Origin of the sequence: Niastella sp., assembly GCF_045805085.1 — a bacterium.
Lineage (GTDB): Bacteria > Bacteroidota > Bacteroidia > Chitinophagales > Chitinophagaceae > Niastella.
In genome coordinates, this window is the sequence record NZ_JBJMLX010000491.1 from 1 (window position 1) to 24,447 (window position 24,447).

The 24,447-nt window shown below is 44.0% G+C and carries 20 protein-coding genes; 10 read left to right on the plus strand and 10 right to left on the minus strand.

Going from position 1 to position 24,447, the window contains the following annotated elements; translation table 11 throughout:
* Nucleotides 1-300 precede the first annotated feature (300 nt).
* The 8 genes from ACJ751_RS25795 to ACJ751_RS25830 all read right to left on the minus strand — a co-directional run bounded on the left by ACJ751_RS25795 (nt 301) and on the right by ACJ751_RS25830 (nt 11,376).
* Nucleotides 301-1,092, minus strand: a complete 792-nt coding sequence (locus ACJ751_RS25795; protein WP_407748415.1) for an ABC transporter ATP-binding protein — start codon at nt 1,090-1,092, stop codon at nt 301-303.
* Nucleotides 1,092-1,874 carry an ABC transporter permease gene (locus ACJ751_RS25800; RefSeq protein ID WP_407748416.1) on the minus strand — a complete coding sequence of 261 codons (783 nt, stop codon included), beginning with the start codon at nt 1,872-1,874 and terminating at the stop codon, nt 1,092-1,094. The genes ACJ751_RS25795 and ACJ751_RS25800 overlap by 1 nt, the downstream gene beginning before the upstream one ends.
* 115 nt (nt 1,875-1,989) lie before the next feature.
* Nucleotides 1,990-3,756 (minus strand): OmpA family protein, encoded by a 1,767-nt coding sequence (locus ACJ751_RS25805; protein ID WP_407748417.1) that lies wholly within the window; start codon nt 3,754-3,756, stop codon nt 1,990-1,992.
* Between the two features lie 109 nt (nt 3,757-3,865).
* Complete coding sequence (locus ACJ751_RS25810) at nt 3,866-4,858, minus strand: hypothetical protein (RefSeq protein ID WP_407748418.1); 993 nt, start codon at nt 4,856-4,858, stop codon at nt 3,866-3,868.
* Nucleotides 4,859-4,869: 11 nt separating this feature from the next.
* Nucleotides 4,870-5,526, minus strand: a complete 657-nt coding sequence (locus ACJ751_RS25815) for a hypothetical protein (protein ID WP_407748419.1) — start codon at nt 5,524-5,526, stop codon at nt 4,870-4,872.
* Between the two features lie 231 nt (nt 5,527-5,757).
* On the minus strand, nt 5,758-5,949 hold the full coding sequence (locus ACJ751_RS25820) for a hypothetical protein (RefSeq protein ID WP_407748420.1): 192 nt from the start codon (nt 5,947-5,949) through the stop codon (nt 5,758-5,760).
* Nucleotides 5,950-6,937: 988 nt separating this feature from the next.
* Entirely contained in the window at nt 6,938-8,155 is a 1,218-nt protein-coding gene (locus ACJ751_RS25825; protein ID WP_407748421.1) for a glycoside hydrolase family 5 protein, read from the minus strand.
* Between the two features lie 281 nt (nt 8,156-8,436).
* The gene (locus ACJ751_RS25830) at nt 8,437-11,376 is read right to left on the minus strand and encodes a T9SS type A sorting domain-containing protein (protein ID WP_407748422.1); all 2,940 of its coding nucleotides are present in this window, start codon (nt 11,374-11,376) and stop codon (nt 8,437-8,439) included.
* 450 nt (nt 11,377-11,826) lie between these two features.
* On the opposite strand from ACJ751_RS25830, the gene ACJ751_RS25835 reads away from it, so the two are divergent.
* Nucleotides 11,827-12,846, plus strand: a complete 1,020-nt coding sequence (locus ACJ751_RS25835; RefSeq protein ID WP_407748423.1) for a helix-turn-helix domain-containing protein — start codon at nt 11,827-11,829, stop codon at nt 12,844-12,846.
* A 167-nt stretch (nt 12,847-13,013) separates the two neighbouring features.
* Here ACJ751_RS25835 and ACJ751_RS25840 read toward each other — a convergent pair whose 3' ends face one another.
* Nucleotides 13,014-13,529 (minus strand): pyridoxamine 5'-phosphate oxidase family protein, encoded by a 516-nt coding sequence (locus ACJ751_RS25840; RefSeq protein ID WP_407748424.1) that lies wholly within the window; start codon nt 13,527-13,529, stop codon nt 13,014-13,016.
* A gap of 184 nt (nt 13,530-13,713) precedes the next feature.
* Between ACJ751_RS25840 and ACJ751_RS25845 the strand changes: the two genes are divergently transcribed.
* The 7 genes from ACJ751_RS25845 (at nt 13,714) to ACJ751_RS25875 (ending at nt 19,291) form a co-directional block, all read left to right on the plus strand.
* A complete protein-coding gene (locus ACJ751_RS25845; protein WP_407748425.1) occupies nt 13,714-14,358 on the plus strand; it encodes a ferritin-like domain-containing protein in 645 nt (214 codons plus the stop codon).
* A 201-nt stretch (nt 14,359-14,559) separates the two neighbouring features.
* Entirely contained in the window at nt 14,560-15,030 is a 471-nt protein-coding gene (locus ACJ751_RS25850) for a low affinity iron permease family protein (protein ID WP_407748426.1), read from the plus strand.
* Nucleotides 15,027-16,118 (plus strand): DNA topoisomerase IB, encoded by a 1,092-nt coding sequence (locus ACJ751_RS25855; protein ID WP_407748427.1) that lies wholly within the window; start codon nt 15,027-15,029, stop codon nt 16,116-16,118. The genes ACJ751_RS25850 and ACJ751_RS25855 overlap by 4 nt, the downstream gene beginning before the upstream one ends.
* Before the next feature lie 446 nt (nt 16,119-16,564).
* Nucleotides 16,565-17,161, plus strand: coding sequence for a Crp/Fnr family transcriptional regulator (locus tag ACJ751_RS25860; RefSeq protein ID WP_407748428.1), 597 nt, complete (start codon nt 16,565-16,567; stop codon nt 17,159-17,161).
* A gap of 85 nt (nt 17,162-17,246) precedes the next feature.
* Nucleotides 17,247-18,077: an alpha/beta hydrolase gene (locus ACJ751_RS25865; protein WP_407748429.1), complete on the plus strand. Its 831-nt coding sequence runs from the start codon at nt 17,247-17,249 to the stop codon at nt 18,075-18,077.
* 182 nt (nt 18,078-18,259) lie between these two features.
* Nucleotides 18,260-18,727 carry a ferritin-like domain-containing protein gene (locus ACJ751_RS25870; RefSeq protein WP_407748430.1) on the plus strand — a complete coding sequence of 156 codons (468 nt, stop codon included), beginning with the start codon at nt 18,260-18,262 and terminating at the stop codon, nt 18,725-18,727.
* A gap of 219 nt (nt 18,728-18,946) precedes the next feature.
* On the plus strand, nt 18,947-19,291 hold the full coding sequence (locus ACJ751_RS25875) for a hypothetical protein (protein ID WP_407748431.1): 345 nt from the start codon (nt 18,947-18,949) through the stop codon (nt 19,289-19,291).
* 183 nt (nt 19,292-19,474) lie between these two features.
* On the opposite strand, the gene ACJ751_RS25880 is transcribed toward ACJ751_RS25875, so the two are convergent.
* Complete coding sequence (locus tag ACJ751_RS25880) at nt 19,475-19,720, minus strand: lmo0937 family membrane protein (protein ID WP_407748432.1); 246 nt, start codon at nt 19,718-19,720, stop codon at nt 19,475-19,477.
* 83 nt (nt 19,721-19,803) lie between these two features.
* On the opposite strand from ACJ751_RS25880, the gene ACJ751_RS25885 reads away from it, so the two are divergent.
* Together ACJ751_RS25885 and ACJ751_RS25890 are read left to right on the plus strand one after the other, a co-directional pair.
* Nucleotides 19,804-20,730, plus strand: coding sequence for a YihY/virulence factor BrkB family protein (locus ACJ751_RS25885; RefSeq protein ID WP_407748433.1), 927 nt, complete (start codon nt 19,804-19,806; stop codon nt 20,728-20,730).
* 147 nt (nt 20,731-20,877) lie between these two features.
* The coding region (locus ACJ751_RS25890) for a hypothetical protein (protein WP_407748434.1) at nt 20,878-24,447 on the plus strand (3,570 nt) is incomplete at its 3' end.

The following is a 24,447-nucleotide window of genomic DNA, read 5'->3' on the forward strand; positions in this document are numbered from 1 at the left end:
GATGAGGTTGTTGGAGGAAGAGATCGAGGGTGGAAGTAAGATGTAAGAAGTTGACCAGTTGAACAGTGGACGAGTTGACCAGTAATACAATAATCTGAGTAGACAAATAGAAAGCCGGAAGGGCAATTGCTAAAATTAGTAATGCCTGCCGGCTTTCTGCTTTTTGTGCCACCTGCGCACTGTTTTATTCCCAAATCCCTTTATCAACATTATCAACTCTATCAACCCTGTCAACCTGCTTTTCCTCGTCAACTGGTCAACTGGTTAACTGGTTAACTGGCTTAAGCGATTCTTCGAATGTTACAGGCACGTCTTTATCTCTTCTATCGTTTCCAGAAACCTTTTCTCATGTTTAATATTTTTCATCCACGCCAGATCCCGTTCTATCAGGTCAATTTCTTTTTTGATAGTAGCTCCTTCTTTTCCCGGCTCATTACCTAAAATAAACACGGTGTCTGAAATGGCTACGCTGTTCTCGATGTCGTGCGAAACAATGATCAGTGTCTTCAACTCATCTGACAATGAAACCTGTAACAACAATTCCACCGCTTTATCAAGCATGCATATGTCAAGACCACTGAAGGGCTCATCCAGTAAAATAAAATCAGAACCCTTTAATAACTGCTGCATGATACTTACCCGCTGACGTTGTCCGCCAGATAGTTGTTGCGGATACAGGTTCAGGTGGCCGGTCATTTGAAACTGATCAGCATACTGGTCCATGGTTATTTTTTCCCTGCCCGCCAGTTTCTTGTTCTTTTTGGCGGCCAGCATCAACGATTGATACACTGTACGCCATTCAAACAAATAATAGTTCTGGAAAATAACCCCCATGTCACCGGCCTTTACCGGTTTGTTGTCGTAGATAGTTATTTGTCCGGCGGTAGGGGCCTGCAGACCCGACAGCAATTTAAACAACTGGGTTTTACCGATACCGCTACGACCAATGAGACTTACCACCTGTCCCTGCGACAAGCCGGGACGGATGATGTTCTTGATACTAAAATTTATATCACGCAGAATAGGCCGGTCGTAAGTAAGCTGCACATTGGTAGCCTGAAGCACTACTTCTGCTTTTATACATGCTGTCATTATTTTGCTTTTGCGGTTTTTAATTTGCTATACGGGAACAACCAGTGTCTGAGGTTGCCCAGTAAATAGTCGAAACATAAACCGATTATAAATATGGCCAACTGTAAAGCCAGTACATTGGTAAGGTCGTTGTACTTGTTGTATTTTATCAACAGGGTACCAATACCGCCTTCACTCATGCTCAATCCTTCCACCATGGTGATCATTAACCACGAGATGGCAAAGTTTTGGCGCAGGATCTCAAACACCTGGTCCGCCTTACCGACAATAATTATTTCATACAGGGTTTGCCAGTTGTTATAGCCCAGTGTTTTGCACAGTTCATATTCCTGCGGGTTCATGTGTACGATCACTGACAGAAAGGAGGTTACAAAGAAGGGCACAATGCCAAATACCAGCAACGATAATTTAAGCTCGCTGCCATCTTTGGTAAGCAGGGTAAAAATGAATATTAAACCCGTAAGGGTCAAATACCGGCATTTCACTATGAACAACGCTACACTTTTAAAAAGGGGCATTACGGATAAGTAAGCAAACAATAAGGTAATTAATATGCTGTACAGCATGGCCTTTAAAGTAAGCAGTAAGCTTACCAGCATATTGTCGATGAATAGTTTTGTACCCAGCAGTGTTATAAATGCACCGGCAACTTTACCGGGTTTGGGTATCAATCCATCGCTCAAGACATGCCATAACAACAGCGTAATAACCACTTGCAGGCCCACCATGATCATAAATGTCTGGCGGTTGATAGTAGCAAATGGTTGAATAAGTTTTTTCATGTCTGTAGTTGGTTACAGTTTGAATTCTTTAAATAAGCCGTGCTATGGCTGCCCTTCGACATTGCTCAGGACGCATAACACGGCTTTTATTACTGATAGCTAACACTCACTAAGGTTATTCACCCAACACAATCTCTACACGGCGGTTTTTACTTCTGCCTCCTTCGGTGCTGTTATCGGCTATAGGTTTTTCTGAACCATAACCTTTGGCTTCGATCTGGCTTTGTTTCAACCCTTTTTTCAACAGGTAGCTTTTAACCGCTTCCGCTCTCTTTTGTGACAAAGGAACGTTTATGTCGTTGCTCCCCTGGTTATCCGTGTGGCCGTATACACCCAGTTTCAAACCTTCCGCAACTACAGCCGATTCAAATATTTCATCCAACAGTTTGTACGAACCCGGTTTGATATTGGCAGAGCCGGTCTCAAATTCGATCTTGTACGATCTGGATGATACGGCTGCGGTGATCTGGTCGGCATATTTTGCTTCAATAGCCTTACCCTGTAATAATTCAGGGTGGTTCGAGATCACGCTGAACAGGAACGATTTGTCAACGGCTTTTTCGTACGGTAAAAAGCTGGGCAATATGCTGGGGTACATTTTCACCATCAGGTTACCGAAGGTGTTGTACACCGCTTTATAACGGTCAACTTTGTCGTCGCCCAGTCCATAGGTATTTGCCATGTCATTCAGGTTAAATACGGCCGAACCACCAAGATTCACCTTCAGGCCCTGAATGTCTTTTTCTTCAATACCATTATAGTACTTCAACCAGTAGTCGGCATTTTGTTCCTGGTACAGTTTGGTGCTCACTTCAGCCGAAAATTTTTTGGCATCGTTGAACGAACGTACCTGGTCGCCGGCCTGTGCCAGGGCAACGATCATGTTCTCGATATCGGTACGATGATCGTTTGCCCATCTTTTAATGGCAATGGTTTGGTTACTCATTTGCGATGCATACTGTTTGGTGCTGGCGATGGTTACCAGGCCACCCTTTTTAGTGGCGACATTTACGTCACCAGGCGTCCAGGTGGCTACCCCATCCACCCCAACAGTGGTATCGGTACCGGTGGTTTTACCATTTACGATCAGCTTCCTTTTTTCGGTATAACCGGTGATGTACTTGTTAGGCGCATCCAGGAAGTCGTTGGCAGCAATCAGGTTGATGGCATTGCCGTCGTAGGTGGTTTCGTCGGGGTTTACTTTCAACCCGTTGTCACCGGCCCATTTCAACAGAATGTTGATGTCACCGTCGCGCAATACACCCACCACGCATTTACCAATTGCATTTTTAGGGTCCTGTTTCCACGTCTGCGGGCCCATCACCTGGTCTTCACCAAATGATTTACCGTGCGTAACCGGAATAATAATAGGTTGGTATTCGGCGCCTAAAGGTTCCAGCTCTTTGGCGAGCGAGGTCATAAAGGCCGGCATACCGTCACCCATGAAGGTGATCAACACACCAGTGGCATTCGGATTGGTTTTATAGTCGTTCGCAAACTTTACCAGGTCGGCCATTTGTTTGTTACAATCGTCCTGACGGATGTAAGTCACATCGAGGTGCGCCTTGTCGAACAAAGAACCTTTGGTAGTACGTACGCCACCGTTAGCGTACATCCCGCTGAACTGGCTGTTCCAGGCCATGCGTTCCCAGGTAATGGCGGTACCGCCGTTCACCGCCTGTTCATCACCGGGTAATGGTAATTGAACGGCATTGCCTTGTAAAGAAGCCTCAGGGGCATCGGGCAGGGCTACTTTACCTACTTCAATTGAACCGTTTACATCTTTGGGGCGGTTTTGATACCACCTCACCGCTAAAATACCTGTAGCTACTACTGCAGCGATGATTAATACTTTACCAGCGGGTTTTAATTTGAGTGCCATTGTCTATTCTGATTTTTATAGTTGTTTAAATTGTTGTTTTTGTTTTTCATTACTTTACCCACCCAACCTTCTTCTCCCTTGTCAACCTGTTAACTAGTTAACTCGTCAACTAATCCAATAACCCCCGATACCTGTCCGGAGTAGAAATGCCCTTCAGTTTACCTGAGTCGCTGTTTTTATCAAGCGCATTCTGCGTATAATTGAAATCGTTGCTGTTAAACTGATTGATCAGTTCAATCGCCTGGGCCGACTTAGCTTTATCTTCCAGCACCTTGTCATCCATGAAGCGGGAGGTAACATCTATGGCCGATTTAATGTGGCCGATCTTTTCACCGATCTGCACTTTCAATATGGCCAGGGCTTTTTCGGCATCCTGGTTCAGTTCATCGTCACCCTTGAAGGCCTTCATGGCGCTTGTTACGGCCGATAAACCGGTTGTTACTGAATAGTACAGGTCTTTCTTGGCTTCCAGATCGAGCTTCGCATCTTCGAGCATAATACCACTCTCTTCATAGGCTGCATCGGCGAATTTTATCAGTTTATTCAGGTCGCCTACTATCGGCGTTACATTGTCGATGTATTCCCGGCAACGCAATACATTGTTGGCATACAGATCAACCTGGCGACTTCCCTTGCCTTGTTCGGCCTGCAGGATCTTCACTTTTTGAATGTTCAACTGCAACTCTTTTTCTTTGTCGTTCAGTTTATCTACCAGCTCACTTTGTTTGCCTTTTAATTTGGCTGACTGCTGGTACAGCGTATTCCTGTCTTTATAACCCTGCTCAATTTTGGCTTGCAGAATACTGAATGGGTTCAGTTCAATCGCAATACCAATGGTGTAGTTGGCAATAAATTCAGAGAAGTACTTCAAAGCCCGCCAGAATTTTTTATTGCTTACGATCATCAGCAAAAAGCCAAGGATCACCCCGCCTATAACCAGGTTCACCAGGTTCCAGGTTACAGTTACCAGCCAGGGCAATACATAGGTTAAGAAACCGTACGCCAGGCCGGCTATTAAGGATACACCTATTACAGTGGTGGCTAAGTTCTTGGGTTCAGAGAACCAGCCGGGTGTTTTTGTTTTTTGAATGGGGTTTAACATGTTTCGTTGGTTTATTGTATATATGTTTTAATTTTTTCAATGTCCCTGGCAATACGGTTTTTCATCGCCTCGCTTTCATATTTATAACCACCCGTATTGGCCTCGATCTTTGCTTCATTCTCTTTTATTTCGGCTTGCGTAGTCAATAAGTCGTTTTGCAACGCGCTTATTTCCTGCGTGAGCTGTTGAATGCGTTTTTCCTTTTCTTCCATCTGCCGTTTTTTCTCCACCACTTTTTCCTGTAAAGCGGCATCTACGGAACTATGGAAGTTTTGGGCGTCGGTTTCCAGCAATTGCAGGTATTGCCCGGCGGTCGATAACAGTTTTTGTTTATCGAGCCCCTGTACGCTTAAACCTGCAAAAGCGGTGATGAACCGTACATGTTCATCGGGCACGGCCTGCATGGCTTCTAACATTTTACTGTATTCGAAGTAATCAGGACCAGGCAGGTTTGCCTCACGGAATAATTTTTCAAAGTATTCTTTGAACTTTGTGCTGTTCACTTGCGTTGTATAACTATTATTAGTAGTTGTACTGGTGAAGGTTGAAACAGGTTCCGTTTGTTTAGGAACGACTTCTTTATTAGAAGGTTGTTTTTCCGTTTCCGGTTTTTTGTCATCGTTCACCTCCACAAACGCCGACAAAATTTTCTTTCCTAAGTTGGCCATAGTTGTATGTGTGTTTAGTGTTAGGCAAGTCTTTCCCTGCTCCTGCCTTAACAGGAGTATTTGATAAAGGAAATAGTAAAGAATGCCCGGTTTTAGTCAAGTCAATTCCTGTCCCGATTTATTGGGATCCTAAAGCCTGTCAGGAATGTCCGGGCAATGTGCGGTCACCCATAACAGTTTACCTGTTATGTCATTTGAAATGGCTGCCTTGTTAACTTAACTGAAATTAATTCAGAAGGGCAGTGTGTCCCTGATTATAAGGGTACCGGCCATAGGAGGATTGATCTCCAACTTCTTCTTTTCTATTGCTGCAGGTATTGCTGACTGTGATTGCTCATTTTGCATTTCTTCGTATACCATTTGTCGCAGTGCTAGCAGAATTATTACACCCAATAACGGACCGAGCCAACATTTTAATTTCATCTTTTCATAATTGAGCATGGCAAATAAATATCATTCCCGGGCGCTTGCAAATAGATAAGTGCCTGAATATGGTTCACTCAGTGAGCCAAAAAAAGGTTGATTAAAATTCCCGGATTGCTGGTGGCTTTACTCGTTGGCGGTAGATGAAGAAACGGAGTTCTATGACCTTATTCATTGTAGTGGAGAATGTTCTCCTGTTTGTTTTGACATAACAAAGTTATAGGGAGGTTAACATTTCCTTTAGAAAATCCGACACGAGCGGCAACTTTTGTTTGCCAGCCGGTAAAGTATGTGTGATGACCGGTAATATAAATGGGTAAAAGCGCCTATTCGCTGGTAAGTGGTTGATTATCTGCTGGTAAGTGGGTAGTGATAGTTTTATCAACGTCTATCGCGTTATAAATTATAAGTTATTGATAAACAGATATCTATAAATTTTTTAGCGTAGTATTCATTTGATTTCCAATGGGTAATAAAGCAGCCTTTATGGTACCTTATGCAACCTGCCGTCCTGAGAGTTTCCTAAGGTATTCTTAAGGTATTCCTAAGCTCATCTTAAGGTTAAAACCCTAGGATGACCCTAAGATAACCTTAAGAAGACCCTAGGATGACCCTGGGATGGGAGGTCTTATTTAGGTGGTTTAAAGTAGGTTTGAGCAAGTTGACCAGTTAACAAGTTGACGAGTTGACCAGGTAACGAGTTAACAAGTTGACAAGTTAACGAGGGAGAAAAGGAGCTTACGGAATAAAGGAGGTTGATAGGTTGAAAGAAGTTGATAGAGTTGATAATGGAGGGAGAGATGAAAAGAGTGAGAAATGAAAGATAGTGGGGAATGTTATATTCTAGCGAGTCCTTTCACGTTTCACGTTTTACGTTTGCCGACTCAGATTGCCGCGTCGCGGTCTTTGCCCTTTGCCTTTTCCCAATAAAAACCCGGAAGACTTACATCTCCCGGGGGCAACTTATATAAGATATAAGACCTTGCTTCTATTTTTTACTTTGCATCATCGTCAACAATTTTCTATCAAGCTTGTAACCATACCAGTCTTCATACTGAATATCGGAACGATTGGAATTCAGAATGCCAAAATCGCCTTTCAGGTCCCAGAGCGCAAAACCAATTCCGTTTGAGGTGAGAATATCCAGCACATCACCAAACCAGGCGAGAAATACATCGTGTGGCGTTTCTTTCCAGGCGCCACACTCACCGCAATGAACACCTACACCACTTTTTGCCAGGTCAATCCAGGGTTTATAATATTCTTCCATGGTTGCCTTGCTGTAATACCTGCCGCCCATTTCGCCCGGCCATACGGGTGTAGGCTGGTATGCAGGATCGGGAAACACCCAGGGCGCTTTGTAATGCGTGATCTCATAGGGTACATAACCCCGGCAGCTTTGTGCAATGTTGAGGTCAACCAGTTCAGAAACCGGATCGGTGGCTCCATTGTTGCCATCGGCAATCACATAAAAATTCGCATTCTCTTTACGAATGGCCAGCGTGGCTGCCTGGGCTACGCTGCGATAGGTTGCGCCAGGTACTGCGCTGGTCTTTGAAGAAGTATTGTTTACATCTTCACGGTAACAGGGTTCGTTCACCAGGTCGAAGCTGATCTTTTGAGTTGATACATTCCTGAAACGTTTTGCCCAATAGCTCCAGTGATAAATAAATGCATCCTGCGCATCTTTTTGTGTCCATAAATTGTAAGGCTCATGATAACCGGCGCTTACACAATAACCTGGCGCCCGATGCAGGTTAAGGCTCACGTGCAGGTTATATTTCTGCGCCAGGTAAATGGTATTCTGTATCTTGTCGGCCTTGTTTTCATCTATCTTATATACATCATCGGCATTGATGTATTGCTGACCGGCAGCAAGGTTCAGATAAGTGGGATATGCAACGGGCAAACGAATGAAATCGAACCCCCAGTCGGCTACAAATTTAAAAAGCGCTTCCGGTGTATTTTCACCAACATACCAGGGATCTGGTTGAAAATAATCAGCGATGTTAAACCCTCTCCATTTTGGAATTTTGTTCAGTGCTGCAATGATGTTGGTAGTGGTGGTGGTACCCGGGGTACTGGTGGTATTCTTATTTGTGATTGCTGCAACTTCGGGTAATACTTTATTGCATCCTGCCAATGCACCCGCAGCAGCCAGCCCAACATTCCGTAAGAATGTCCGGCGGTTCAGGCCTTGTTTCATAGACTAACCCTCCAAGGATTTTTTAAAGTGTGAAATATTTTCCGCTACAATTACTGGATTTCCTTTCTGGCATTTATCGTACCAAAAAGTAATAGCGGTAACGGACATGCCACCACTTTAATTAACACATTTTTGGGGGTGTTGTCAAAGCGTCAGAAGTACTTCGTATAAATATGGATGATAGTTCCTGCTGCGATCAATGTTTTCTGGAAAGGAAAGCTGGATGCCTGGTACAAACAAAAAAGCCCCCACGAAGAGGGCTTAATTTTTCACGTGTTAACCTAAAGGACAATAACTCTGCCCGAAGCTACTTTCCTAAAATTTTTATCGTATACAGTTAGAAAATAAATTCCCGGTGTCATGGAGACAGTCCGCATCAGGTATTCTGTTTGGCTGTATCGGGTAATGTTAAAGGTTTTTTCTATAAATTTTTGTCCGGTTACGCTGCTTAATTCCATTCGATAGGTGTTTTCGCTTAGTCCTGTTAATTGTACATTGATCTTATCGACCATAGGGTTAGGCGCAATAGCAATTCCTGCACCAGCAGTTTCGGCAACAGAAAAGATTAGTGTGTTCGAATACTTATAAGCGGCGTCGTTATCGATCATTTTTAACCGGTAATAGTTGGCGCCAGGATGTACGTTTTTGTCGTTAAAGGCGTAAGCGATGTGGTAGGCGTCTTCCCAGGGGAACACCAGACCAATGGATTCAAAGTGCAGGCCGTCGCGGCTTTTCTCAACCTCGAAACGATTGAAGTTTATTTCGTTGCTGGTTTTCCAGCTGAGGCTGATCGTTGTAGCGTCCTTTTCCTGCCCTTTAAATTCTATCAGGGTAATCGGCAGCGTGGTGGAGTTACATAAGTTTGTATTGAACAAAAAACTTTTGCCCGGTCCATTGTCGCCTGCTGTAAAATTATATAACAGTCCCAGCGTGCTGCCCAGGTTCAACAGACCATTGTCGAAGTCAAGCGCGGCAGCAGGAGAACCGGTGAGTATGCGGGCGGCAGTACCCGGGCCATGGGTATCGGCCACGCCGGCCACGCTATAACCAAATAACGAAACTGCATTTACTGAAAGGAACTCGCTGCCCAGGCTCACCGATGCCGTGTACTGTGGCGTAGCGGCATAGGTGCCACCCGAATTGCCCAGGAATACATAGGCGGCGCCACCTACGGCGTTTGCCTGCAGTTGTGGTAAAGTAGCTCCTGATGATAAGGGTTCGCCTACTACCAGGTCGGCATACCCATCACAGTTTACATCGTATGCATTATCAACGGCGGCGCCAAACAGCACATTCAGTTGCAGTGAATTCAAAATATTCAGCAGGCTGGTTGAGCGGGGTGATTCCAGCACCTGATCGCTGGTAAGGGATGCGCCAGGGGGGCTGGTTTTCTTTTTAAAGATGTGCACGTTACCACTTTGAATGGTAAGGCTGAGGGCATTGGGCAACAAACCGCCAAGGGGAGCGCCAACGGCAATGCTGCCACTGCGAAGACCATTCAGATTTTTTAAACCTCTTACTTTATAACCGAATAAGTTGGCGGCATTACTCAGCAAACTTCCGGAACCTGATTGCAAAGTAGTACCAATGGTGTTGTTAACGCCTGAGCCGGTTCCGTAATAAATATGCGCGGTTCCGCCCAAAACCTGGCCGTTCAGCAGGCCGCCCAGTGACGACAGATCGATACCGGCCGGCGCGCCGACAATAACATCGGGCTTGCCATCATTATTAAAATCACCAGCGCCATCAACACTAAAGCCAAACAACAGTCCGCTGTGCGAAAGCAAGGGAAATTGTACCAGGCCTAATAACGAGGCGGAAGGTGTTTGTAACTGCACAGGTGCTGCAGATAAGTTGCCGGAATGATACACAAAGGCAGCGCCGCTTTGAACGGCTCCAACACCAGGGCTCAGGTAACCAGGTGCGCCCACTACAATGTCTGATCTGTTATCACCATCCAGATCGCCGGTGGCGGCAACAGAGAAACCAAAAAGCGCATTGACTGATACATTACTTCCTATCCCGGCGATGCCCGTACTAAAAAAAGCTGAGCCGTCTAATTTTATTTCAAGAAAGTTAGTGGGGTTGGTAACAGCGGTATTGCCACCGGGATATATATACACCTTTCCGGCCTTCACGGTTGCCGTATTTATTAAGCCGCCGGTGGTAGCGCTGTATGAATCCAGGGGAGCGCCTACAATTATATCATTGATGCCATCGCCGGTAACATCGCCTCCATCAACACTAACGCCGAAAAGCGCACCGGCAACTGCTGTATTTGGTTGCAGGGTTTTGGCGGGCGTGGTGGATAAACCTGTAGGCGAACCGTAGAAAACAAACACGGCGCCTACGCTGGCCAATGCTCCGTTACCACTAATTATATTGGTGAGCGCAGGGGCACTGATGGCCGCATCACCATATCCGTCGCCATTTACATCGCCCAAACCCGTTACCGCATAACCATATAATGAAGCGTTTATTTGCAGGGAGGTAAGACCGCTGATTAAACCATCTGCTGAAGTATTCCACTCGGGCGTTTTATTAAGCGGGTCAATGGTTACGGGATATGCGGCCTGGCTGTCATTAACCTCAATTGTGAGCAAACCATTGTTAAAATGCATGGCAGCAGGTAAGGGTTTATGATTGACGTCCCACACCTGCAGGTCCTCGTAAGTCAGTATCATTTTATCGGCAGCATTAAAAAAAGCCAGGCTGTTACTGCCAAGCAGGCGGGGCTGCAACTCAGTAGCAGGTTCAATGGTCACCGTTAAGGCGCCACTGCCTGGCATTTTCCTGTTTACCAAAAAATTCTGTCGTAAGCCATCACCATTATTAATATATTGAACAGCTACGTTATTGAATTGATACGAAAGCTCATTGGGGGTATGCGTAACGGCGCAGGTTTGATCGGGTGTCCATTGAATACTGGAGCGACCAATACCTTTAAGGTTGAATGAAACTTCCCAGTTACGTTTTTCCATTGGGGTTACCTTGTATCCGTCGGGGGAAATATAAAAACCTGTGTGGCCAGGCATGTTGATAGCACTGAAATCACCAGCCTTAGACACCGGTTTTATTTGAGATTCGAATTGCTGTATGCTTTTTAATGCCTGGTTATACCAGTCAGATGAAATATCGTGAGAAGAGTTTTGTGCATGTATGGCAGCAGATAAGGGCAATACAATAGCAAGCACCACAAGGGTGTAAAAATTTGGCTTCACGGTAAAGTTTTAAGATGAATAGTAGTTAACAGGCATGCCTGACGCCATGGCTGTAGCCCGGCAGAGGCATACACATAACCATTGTGTATTGATGGATTGATTAATGAAAGAAAAGAAATATTGGAATTATAAGTGAGGTTATACCCGGTAAGCTTTTCTAAAAATATTGGAGTGGGGTAATCCGGATTATTGATCGTTCCGGCGGTAAAAGTAGAAGGAATACGGCCTTCCTATTACCCTTATTAATTCAAAGAATACCGGCATCGGGTCAGCAACACTTAGTTTTTTAGGATATGCCTCCCTGTTTACTTGACATAGATCAATGACTAAGGGAAAATCCTTAGCAATAATGAATGTTTCTGCTCACTTATGCAAATACTCATTAATATGCAGGGTTCATAATATGTACACCGGTGTATATATAGTATACTAATCAAAACCAATAGATGTATGAAAAGCTATTCAATTCGTGTAAGCAGTACTGACAGGGAAGATGCATTCAAGCAGTTGGCCCTGGAAACCGGTGGTGAATTAGAAGAAGGCCATACGCTCATCAGGTTTTCGAACGAAACAGGGCGTGGGAAAATAAGAACATGGCACCTGGATGCGGGATTGTACATGCGGGTGTGGGACCTGTACTTATTAAAGCCCATTGATTTTATAAAAGAAGCCTTACCCGTACATATTACCAATAACGGGTTTAGTTTATTGTGTATACATACTCCTGAGTCGGTTGAGCTAAGGAGTATTAACCAACACCAGCAAATTAATAAAGTACGCGAACGGCGGTTTGCCCTGGTGCCCGATGCGGTAACAGCGGGTTTTCAATTGAATCCTGCGCTGCCTGTGCAACTGATCGAATTCTCTATGTCGGGCTTCTGGATAAAGCAACAACCCGGTTACCTGCGTATTGCCGGGTATTTTAATGATGGAGTAATGGATGATGGTGGCTTGCCGGTGCTGATAGAAACCATTCAGTCAAAGGCAAGTCAGCTGGCAGCCAGGCTCATAGAAAGTGTAGATGATCCTAAAGCCGATTCCACGGCTGTGTTTGCGCAGGCAAATGATGTTATTAAAGATTTTCTGACTTCCGCATCACGGGAAGAACCAGGAAAAACGAACAACAACATTGACCTCTATTATGAAAAAGTAAAGGAAGCTGAGTCTATATTGCTTGACCATTTGCAGAAAATGCCACCCCGTATGGGCATAATCGCCAAAACGGTAGCATTAAGCGAATCAACGTTGAAGCGTTACTTCAAACTTATTTATGGTAAAAGTGTGTACGACTATTATTTAAACAAGAAAATGGAACTGGCCCGAACGATCATGTCGCAGAAACCCTATTCTGTAAATGAAATTGCAGAACTGATGGGTTATGAAAAAGTGAGCCATTTTATTGAGATATTTAAAAAACACCATGGCTGCTCACCAGGTAGTATAAAGAAAAAGCAATTTGAGAACGCCTAACGAAGAGGTCAGTTCATGGGTTCGTCACATTTTCCCATTTTCAAATTATTAAAGGATCGTCCCCTTAGTCGGCGTCTCGTAAAAACCCTGCGAAGCGGAATGCTTTGTAGGGTTATCTTTTTATAGTCAGGGTCTTCCACTCATAACTCACCACTCACCACTGACTATTAAAATCCAAACTTAGGTAACGACGGTCTGTAAACATACGGTTCATTCCGTGCAGGTTCTTTAAACAACCATGTGTAGAACCGGTTTAAAAGCCCCAGGAAGTTATGCTTATACGCAAACCGGGGTTGATAGCTATAATATTTAGCGCTGCCGATCTTGAATTTGATCAGCACCATTTCCTGAAAAGCCTTTGACTTTATTTCGTCAGATAAAACTATGAGGCTATTTAATTCCTCCGGATCATTTATAATATAGGCCTTGCCGGTTATTTGCAAATAGTATCCTTTGCCTTTGCGGTAGATCTGCATATCGGCGGGGAACTCCTTGTCAAACTCCTGTAAATGTTGCTCGGGCCGGTTGGTGAAGAACCAGATATTGGCTAACTCATCTACGTTTAAAATAGATACTATGGTGGTAGGGAATTTCAACACCCCTCCGCTCATATTATAAAACAACGCACTTCCTATTCCCTGTATCTTATTTTGTAAAAAAGGTATACTATTGGAGGATCTCATATGTGTGTGTTTTAGTGTTAAAGTTCAAAACAAATACCAGTAACATTTTGTACCCTTCACGGTAAAGATTTGGCCTCTCACGTGGAGTTTTTTCTACACACGCTCACTGTATTTTGGCAATCGTGGCATTTCTTTTTTATCAATCTCTTATAATTCAGTTTTTTTCATCACAAAACAATGCGTTATGGAAAGAGGTAAAAGTTCAAAGGGGACGGGTGCTGCAAAAACTTCTAAAGCGAATAAATCATCCGCATCTACTGGTAAATCCGGATCAACCATGGGTAAAAAAGAAAGTAATTCATTATTGAAACAATTTTTTGTAGATCAGTTACAGGATATCTTTTGGGCCGAAAAGGCGCTTGTTCAGGAATTGCCTAAAATGCAGGGAGCAACCACTACGGAAGAACTGGCCGAAGCAATAACAGAACATGTGACCATTACAGAAGAACATGTGAACAGGTTAGAGCAGGTTTTTGACATGATGGGTGAAAATGCCAAAGCCAAAAAGTGCGAAGCCATGGAAGGATTGATCAAAGAAGCCCGTAACATTATAGATGAAACAGAGGAGGGTACAGCTACCCGCGACGCCGCAATTATTATGGCTGCTCAAAAAGTGGAACACTACGAAATTGCCACATACGGCGGCCTGGTGCAACTGGCTAAAACCATTGGAATGAACGATGTGGCCGAATTGCTGGCTCAAACCCTGGCCGAGGAAAAAGAAGCCGACCAGGTGCTTACCCAGATCGCAGAAAGTAATATTAATGAAGAAGGGGCACAGGAAGATGAGCAACAAATGGAAGAAGGAAATGAAGGCGAAGAAGATTAAAACCATATTAGAAAATAATTAAAACCACCCCGATTGACATAAATCAGGGGGGCTGGTATGAGATTTTTAGTTCTGGTTATAGATTTAGGGGTTTTTTAAGGTCTACTGGTGTCGGGCCATTCTTGGCCTGACTTTTTTTTGTCCCTACCCTACCATTTACTACAAGCACCCTCCTAATGCAGGATTCCTAAACTTTAAATTATGACGACCATAAGAAAGAAGAATAAACTGTCGATCTTCTTCCAGAAGATGTCGAACAAAGTGACCAAAATAACCGGTTCACCCATAGCGTTCCTGGTCGCCCTTTGTGTAGTAATAGTATGGGCTTTAACAGGACCCATCTTTCATTATTCAGATACCTGGCAACTGGTTATAAATACCGGCACTACCATCATTACTTTTTTGATGGTGTTTATTATTCAACAATCGCAGAATAAGGACACGGTTGCTATTCATCTGAAATTAAATGAATTGATCGCCAGCCATGATCGCGCAAGCAATCGTCTGGTTGATATTGAAGAGCTGACCGATGAAGAGTTGCAAAAGATCAAAGAGTTCTATGTAACCATCTCAGAACTGGCCGAAAATGAAAATGGGGTTAACATTTCGCACTCATTGAATGAGGCAAAAAATCTGCATAAATTAAAATTGGAAAGTAAAATGAGAAAATGATGGGGCAGGTGACAAAAGTGACGCACAGGCAATATTTAAAAATTAACCGGGATTATGCCAAAGCGGCCTCCCTGGCCGAGCTGGTGTATGTGTCGGATGCTGAGCCCGGCATTATCCGGACAAAAAAAGGCAGGGGGTATATGTATGTGTATGCCGGCAAAGTGATCCGAAAAAAAGAGGATATAAAAAGGATCCGCAGCCTGGCCATTCCACCCTCCTGGAGCTCGGTATGGATATGCACCCGCGCAAACGGGCATATCCAGGCAACGGGGTTGGATCTTCGTAAACGGAAACAATATCGGTATCACCCGTTGTGGTCGGTACTACGCAATGAAACCAAGTTTCACCGGATGATTGAATTTGGAAAGGCGTTGCCCGCCTTACGGCAACGGTTGGAAATTGACCTTAACCAAAGAAGTTTGACCGCTTCCAAGGTGATCGCTACCGTGATTAGTTTAATGGAACGCACTTACATCCGGGTAGGCAGTGGCGAATATGAAAAACAAAATGGTTCACATGGCTTAACTACGTTGAAAGACAAACACGTAGTCATTGCCGGGGATACTATTAAGTTTTCTTTCAGGGGGAAAAAGGGCGTGAACCATAATATAACGCTCAAAAGTAAACGGCTGGCCCGTATAGTAAAGAACTGCCGGGAAATACCCGGGGTTGAACTTTTCCAGTACTATGATGAGGCAGGCAATAAACATCCCATCGATTCGGGCATGATAAACAGTTATATAAAAGAAACAACGGGTAGTGATTTTACGTCGAAAGATTTCAGGACCTGGGCCGGTTCTATTAATTTATTACGATCGTTACAGGCTATGGGTGAAGCGCTTACGCAAACCGAGCAAAAGAAGAATATAGTAGCGGCCCTCGATGAGGTGAGTCTAAAGTTGGGGAATACCCGCACTGTATGTAAAAAATACTACGTTCACCCGGGGCTGATAGCGTTGTATGAACAAAATAGTTTGAATAAATACCTGAAGACCCTGGAAGGAGAGGAACCTGCAGAAAATGCCACGGGGCTGCATGCCGATGAGCAGATTTTGATGAAAATTCTACAGTCGTTCCACAAAAGTTAATGGAGTTTGGGAAGTATTTTCTACAGATACAAAATGTTCCGCTTTAAAATTTTAGGCATAGTTTTTATAAAAATATATACGTACCCGCCGCTATAAAATGACAGACGAAAGGTGAGAAAGAGGCGGTAAAAAAGCAGCTTATTTAAACTCATTATAAACTTACGCTACAAATCAGGCCTTAACCAAGGACTCCCGATGTTTCTACATCGGGTTTTTTTTGCTTAACCCGCAGAAGCTTTAGCTAAGGCAAGGCTTGCCCGCTAAAGCTTTAGCGAATGCGAGGCCACCCGCCCTGTTCGAATGCTGCTCAAGCTTTAGCAGATGTGCAAGCTATAGTGAGGCAGGCGGTAGGTTGAAAATGAGGTAACCCTAATGCGATTGCGGATTGCCGATGGGCAGGGATAAAAAAAGTGGCGTACATTTAAGCCAAAGCAATCTGACAAACCGTGTCCATAGATAAATTATTTGCAAGTTTTAATAAATACCTTCCCCTTGACGAACCAGAAAAGGCAGATCTACAAGAGAGAGCAATTGAACGGAGGATCAAACGAAGACAGATCATTCTGACGGAAGATGAAGTGTGCAGGCATTACACTTTTGTAGCGGATGGATGTTTCAAGGTATTCCAGGTAGACACAAAGGGCGTAGAGCACAATCTGCAGTTTGCTGCGGAGAATGACTGGATCATGATCATCGATAGCTTTTATTCGGAAAAGAAAAGCAAGGTAAATATTGAAGCCATCGAACCTTCGACTATTTTCCAGATAAGCAGGCCAGACCTGATCTATTTTTTCAGAACGTATCCAAAGTTCGACAGAAATTTCAGAGTGATCGTGGAAACAAGGTTTGCCGAGTTGGAGAACCGGTTGTTGCAAATCGTCAGTTCTACCGCCGAAGAACGGTATCTCGCCTTTCTACATCAATATCCCGCGTTGTCGCAAAGATTACCCAATACCCAAATTGCTTCCTATTTGGGGATCACCCCAGAATTTCTGAGCAAGATCCGAAAAGAGATCTCACAGAAGACAACAGGTCACTCTTAAACTATCTTAAGCCTGTTTATTAACCTACCTTATAAGTCGGGTCTATGATTGCGCGCTAGGTTTGCACTAAATAAAAAAGCCAATCATGGAAGAAGTATTACAGGCAAGGGAAAGCTACGACAAACGGGTAATGCCCTATGACTATGAACCAACGGTAACCATAACGCCCGTTATCATTGAAGGGATCAACTGTTACTGGTTTACCCCTGAAAACCCCTTCCCGCAAAGGATAGTTATATTCTTACATGGCGGCGGCTTTGCCATGGGGTCTGTCAGAACGCACGGAAAGATGGTCAGTCATTTTGCAAAGGAACTACAGGCGAAAATTCTTTTTGTAGAATATGCCCTGGCGCCGGAGCACCCGTTTCCCGCCGGACTGAATGATACATTAACTGTTTACCGGGCTTTAACGAACCGGTATCCTGGCTATCAGTTAAACCTCATTGGCGACAGCGCCGGTGGCAGCCTGATCGTTTCCGCCGTTGGCGAAATGCTCAAAATACATTGGCCGTTGCCCGGCGCTGTCGTGTTGATCTCTCCCTGGATCAGCCTGGAGTGTGAATATCCGTCAATTGAAGAAAACGCCCACCTGGATATTTCCCTGAACAGGGAGGCGCTCCAGATGTTTGCCCGGGCTTATACAGGAAACACCCCGCTCGAGGTTTCGAGCCCGAAAAAGGCGTTGCTTGCCCAATTTCCACCCGTGCTCATTATGGTAGGTACCAATGAAATACTGTTGGATGACAGCAAGCATTTTTATAACGATATAAAAAGGATTCAGGGCAGGTCAAGGTTAAGTATCTACAACGACCAGCCCCATGTGTGGCTGAAAAAGGACATTCATAAAGATGCCTCGCGACGGGCATTGGCCGAGATGGCTGATTTCATAGAGGGAGCCGGGGAGGCCGAACTGTGAACTAAATTTCCCAATTAAAAACTCCCTTCAACATAGAGTATTGTAACCCAAGGCGGAATAATTTTTTTAAGCATATAGTATCATTGTTACACTGATGATTTGTGAGCAGATTACAATAGTTGCGTGTAATGAATTACGTTATATACTGGCAAAAACTATTAGTAAACCTAAAATGTAACTATATGACAACGAATAAGGATGTGATTGAAGTGTTGAACGATCTGATCAGGATCAATAACGATCGTACTGCCGGTTATATGAGAGCCGCAGAGGACACAAAAATGGTAGACGTTGATCTCCGCACCATATTTGAACGGCTGGCTGATGAAAGCCGTCAGAATGCAATTGAATTAACCGCCCAGGTTGGCCGTTTGGGTGGCGAACCTGCAACAGGTACAACCACCTCAGGTAAGATCTACCGCGCCTGGATGAATGTAAAGGATATGTTCACAGGAAAAGACCGCCATGCTCTGCTGGCTTCCTGTGAATATGGTGAAGATGCAGCACAACGTGCTTATGAAGACGCACTGGCCTCCGACGCACCCTTGCCTACGGATGTACGTCAGTTAATAACCACTCAAAAATCATCATTGCTGAATTCGCATGATATGATCAAGAAGTATAGAGATATGCATGAAATAATAAAGTAACCTAAAATAGTGGCTTTAGTACTGTAGAGCAAAAACACAGGCCGTCCCGATTTATCGGGATGGCCTGTTGTTTATTTTATAGATTCTACATCAAATTGTTGAAAATATATTGTAAAATTAATATGTAAGTGGGGAAATAAATACACTCTTTGATGAAAATGACCGGGAAAACCAGTGGCAAAAGTTTTTCTAAAGATAACTTCAAGTAAATAAATGGGTATGAAAGCAGATTATAATAAGTCTACTCCTTACATCCAAAGCATGGTATCATGCCTGAGTAAGGTGGTGGACGATGGTTACAAAGAAGATTTTGTAGCTACCCGTGAAGGCCTGGAATCATCCAGTACCCGAAAGTTGTATGGACCCGCTGAAGTAAAAGTGATCACCTCTTTCCGGTTCGAAGGTTTTTCTGACCCCCATGATAGCGCAGTATTGTATGTGATAGAAACGGCAGATGGCGTAAAGGGAACCCTGATAGATGGATGTGGAACCTTAGCCGATCCAATGGTATACAAGTTCATTGCAGATGTGGAGTCGCGAAGCGAAAAGCTGATGATTAATTAAGTCCAATATTTTTCCACTATATATACAACATGATAAGAGCTGTCTCTCCGGCTTAGCTGAGGGGACAGCTTTTTTCTTTTATGCCTATAAGGGTAAAATAAAAAAAGTCCTCCCCCCCCGGAATAACCGAAGGAAGGACTTGTTAACTGTGACTTACTATTATTAAATATTAAAGGATAAAATCTAGGTACTGCGGATCAATCCAAGTATTAAGGAAATAACGGCCAATACAATCAAAATGTGTATCAAGCCACCCGCGCTGTATACAAAGAATCCTAATATCCAACCTATTACCAAAATCACTGCAATCAGATAAAGTATACTTCTCATGGTGATCGATTTTAAAGTTTGCAAATATGTAATAAGTAATAAAAATATATTGCCATGGAGTGGGTGCATCAGGTTGAGAACATTTATAAATAAAAGCATAATTGATGTAGATTTTTTTGCTCAGGGCCCGACTATTGTACTCAACATCGATAAATGGGAACATCTTTTTACCTGTATTCCGTATGATCATTTTCAAGATAATGGCAAATACGTGGAAAATCTTCAAACAATCGGTTACTGAGTTTTTAAATGACAATTGTATAAAACTCAGTGCATCGTTATCTTATTATACCATTTTTGCGTTAGGCCCCACCCTTATCATCATCATTTCATTTGCGGGTATCTTCCTGGGGCGCGAAGCTGTAGAAGGGAAATTGTACCATCAAATGAAAACATTGATAGGCAGTGCTGCAGCGGAACAGGTACAAAGCATTATTGCCAATTTGCATCACAGTCAGCAATCAGTGATAGCGGCCATCATTGGTATTGCTTTATTGATCCTGGGCGCAACCGGGGTGTTCACAGAAATTCAGGGCTCCATTAATTATATCTGGTCAGTAAGGGCCAAACCTAAAAAAGGGTGGTTGAAATTCCTCACTAACCGGCTGATCTCTTTTTCCCTGGTAATAAGTTGCGGGTTTATTTTACTGGTATCTCTTATTATTAACGCCTTAATGGAATTGTTAAATGAAAGGCTTCAGCTCTATTTTAAGAATGTTACTATTGTTGCGTTCTATATTTTGAACTGGGTATTGATCTTTGCCATAATAACCGCCCTCTTCGCCATCATCTTCAAAGTGCTGCCCGATGCCGTCATTCGGTGGAAGGACGCTACCGTGGGCGCAGCCTTCACCGCTATGCTTTTTATGTTGGGTAAGTTCCTGATCAGTTTGTATATCGGAAAATCAAATGTAGGGTTAACATATGGGGCTGCCGGTTCCATTATAGTAATACTGGTATGGGTGTACTATTCTTCCCTGATCCTGTATTTTGGAGCTGAATTCACCAAGATATATTCCATACACCATGGTTCCGGCATAAAACCTATAGATACAGCCGTTTTTATTATCAAACACGAAGCAAAGGAAATAGGCGAATCGAAAATATAACCCTCATTTTTGTTTTTTAACGTAGATTTTCTTCTACACCCCCACTTACCCACCCAAAATTCACTAATTTGATTATATAAGACCGTTGTAATGGCATAGGTATTTTATAGATACTGATTGGAAATACAGTACGCTAAAGCTAATTACGTGAAGAAAGCGGGAAAAATAACACTGAAAATACTCCTGTGGTTCGTGGCAGTATTGCTTTTGATAGCAGTGCTGGTACAAACACCACCGGTGCAGAATTTTGCCCGTAAAAAGGTACAGGCCTACCTGCAAAACAAGTTGGGTACCCGCTTTGAGATAGGCCGCCTGCGTATTGGTTTCCCTTCCTCCGTAGTGCTGGATAGTGTTTATGTAGAAGACAAAACAAAAGATACCCTGCTATACGGCGGCCGCATAAAAGTAAGCCTCCAAATGCTTAAACTGCTGCACAGTGAAGTGGCTATAGGCGACATCAGGCTGCAAAACATGACCGCCAAAATAAAACGACAGCTACCCGATACAACATTCAACTTCCAGTTCATTATAGATGCTTTTGTAAGTCAGAATCAAAAGCCGGCCAATCCCGCAGATACTGCCGCATTGAAAATGAGCCTTGATAATGTTTACCTGGATAATATCCGTTTTTTATATAAGGATACCCTCTCAGGCAACGACTGGACCATTCAGTTAGCGCATTTTAATACCCATATAAACAAGTTCGATCCACAGAAGCAGGTATATGATGTACCTGTTTTTTATCTCGATGGGTTAACAGCCAGGATGTATCAAAACAAACCATTGGTAACAGTAGCAGATGTGGTGGCCAATGATTCCTCCTCGTCGGCCATGCCGATGATTAATTTGAAACAGGTACAGTTAAAAAACATCGATGTCGATTATCAAAATAATGAATCCGCCTTTTATACCCAGGCAAAAATAAAAGACCTTGATACCCGCGTGAATACAGCCGATTTAAATGGCCGGCGAATTATACTTGACCAGGTTCGTTTACTGGGCATTGACACCCGCGTTACTATGGGCAAAACACAAGGGGCACAACTGGTAAAAGAAAAAGCAAAGGTGGAGGCCAAAGACATGGCCAGTCAAAGCTGGCTGGTGGATGTGAAGAATATCAATATTCAAAAAACGGCATTTCAGTATGATGATGAAAACAAGCCCCGGCAAAAACAAGTGCTCGATTACGGGCACCTGAAAGCAACCGATGTGAACCTGCAGGCCCGCAGCTTTTTAATGGCCGGTGATACAATAGCGGCTTCGGTGCAGGAAGGATCACTTAAAGAACAAAGCGGCTTTACGTTGAAACAGCTACAGACCGACCTGGTATATACTGATAAGAAAGTGTATGCCGACAATTTACTGGTTGAAACCCCGGGCACCCGGATAAAACATACCATCCACCTCGATTATCCTTCGCTGGAAAGCGTACAAAAGAACATTGGCCTGCTACAGGTAAAAGCGGTATTGCCAGGTTGCTATGTATCAAACAGGGATATTCTATACTTCGTTCCCGATTTAAAAAAGCAGCCGGGGTTTGGTGATCCCGCTACGGTGTTTCACCTCAATGCCGATGTACAGGGCCGGGTAGATAATCTGAACGCAAGAGTATTGCAGTTACAAGGCTGGAACAATACAAAACTCGATGTGGCCGGAACTGTGGTAGGGTTGCCATCGATAGAAAAAGTGTACGGCGATGTACGTATCAATGAGATCAGCACCACCCGAAAAGACGCAGAACGTTTTCTGCCCGAATCGGTACAAAAACAGATAGCTATTCCTGAAACGGTGCAGCTTACCGGTACCATTAAGGGTAATACAAAACAAATGAACACCAATGTGCTGGTAAAAAGTTCATCGGGCAATATCACCCTTAAAGGCACCATGGACAATTACCAGGATATGAAGGCCGCCACGTACGATCTGCAGGTAAAAGCGCAACAGGTAAAAGCCGGCGCTATTATGAAAGATACCAGCCTGCAAACCGTTACTGCCGACATAGCAGTAAAAGGCAAAGGATTGACAAAGGAAAACGCCGATGCTACATTGAAAGGCACGGTAGCGTCAGTTGTTTTTCAGCGATATAATTACCAGAATATAAATCTCGATGCTGCATATAAGAACCAGCAGGCAACAAGTAACCTGAGCATTGCCGATGATAACATTCGGCTGGCCGGGAATATCTCCGTGAACCTGGCCCTGGCCGACCCGGCAATAACAGCCGATGTAATGGTTGACAGCATTAAAACAAAACCGCTGCATTTTACCACGCAGGATATTATTTACCGGGGCAGGGTAGAAGCTGATCTTTCCAACATCAATCCCGACAGTCTGCAGGGCGATGTTATGCTCATTCATTCCTTACTGGTGAACGGCGATCAACGACTGCAGCTGGATACGCTGCTGGTGGAAGCGACCCAAAGCGGTGATAGCAGTCGCATAACATTAGAGAGCGATATCGCCAAAGCCCGCCTTACCGGGAAATATAAGTTATCCCAAATGGGCGATATTTTCTCCCAGGCCATACAACCCTATTTTGCGGTAATGCCGGCCACGCAGCCACCGCCGAAAGTAGCACCTTATAATTTCAGGATAGGGATATATGTGAAAGACAATCCCGCATTAAAGGCAATGCTCCCGACCATATCGCAGTTTGAAACCTTTTTCCTGAATGGGCATTTTTCCAGCGATAGTGGCTGGGAGGCTAAGGGGGGCATGCCACTCCTGGTCATGAATGGCATGACGATCACTAACCTGCGACTGGATGCCGGCACCCGGGACAGCGCCCTGCATTTTGTGACCACGGTGAACCAGTTTTCGCTGGGAGGTAATACCGTGTACAATGCCTTAATCAACGCCAATGCCGCTCACAATAAAGTAGATTTTGTAACCCGCTTTCACGACCACGCCGGCCGTATTCAATATGCTATTCCCGGCACATTGCAACAACCGCAAAATGGAATATATGATATCAGTTTGAAGTCTGACAGCCTGTTGTTGAACTATGAAATGTGGAGTGTGGCGCCTGATAACCAGGTGCACATAGGCAACAAGGATATCAGGGTAACCAATTTTATGCTGAACCACAACTTTCAACAGTTCAGCCTGAAGAGCAGGGGCAATATGCTGAATGCACCGGCAGAAGCCAGCTTTACGAGTTTTCAGATCTCCACCCTGGCCGCGTTTGTTACTTCCGACTCGCTGGATGTTGATGGCACACTCGATGGAAAAATAGTGTTTCATGACCTTACCACCAGGCCTTTGTTCGCGGGTGATGTAACCATCACCAATCTCAACTTCAAAAAAGATACAGTTGGTAATATAATTGTCAAAGCAAAGAATACCACGCCCGAAATCATCAATGCCGATGTGGTGTTGACCGGTAGAGGTAACCACGCTACCGTGAATGGCGATTTTTATCTGCAACCGGTTAATGGAAATGATTTCAAATTCAAACTGGGGATCGATACCCTGAACCTGGCTTCAATAGAAGGAGCCACCATGGGCGCTATTAAAGAGGCATCGGGCTATATCTCCGGGAAGTTTGATGTGTCGGGAACCTTCAGCAATTTCAATATTGACGGCGGGCTCAACTTTAAACAAACCAACTTCAATTTGAGTATGCTTAACAGCAACTTCCATATTGAAGATGAAACCATAAAGGTGAATAACGAGGGCATCAGGTTCGACAGCTTTACGCTGGAGGATTCAGCCAAA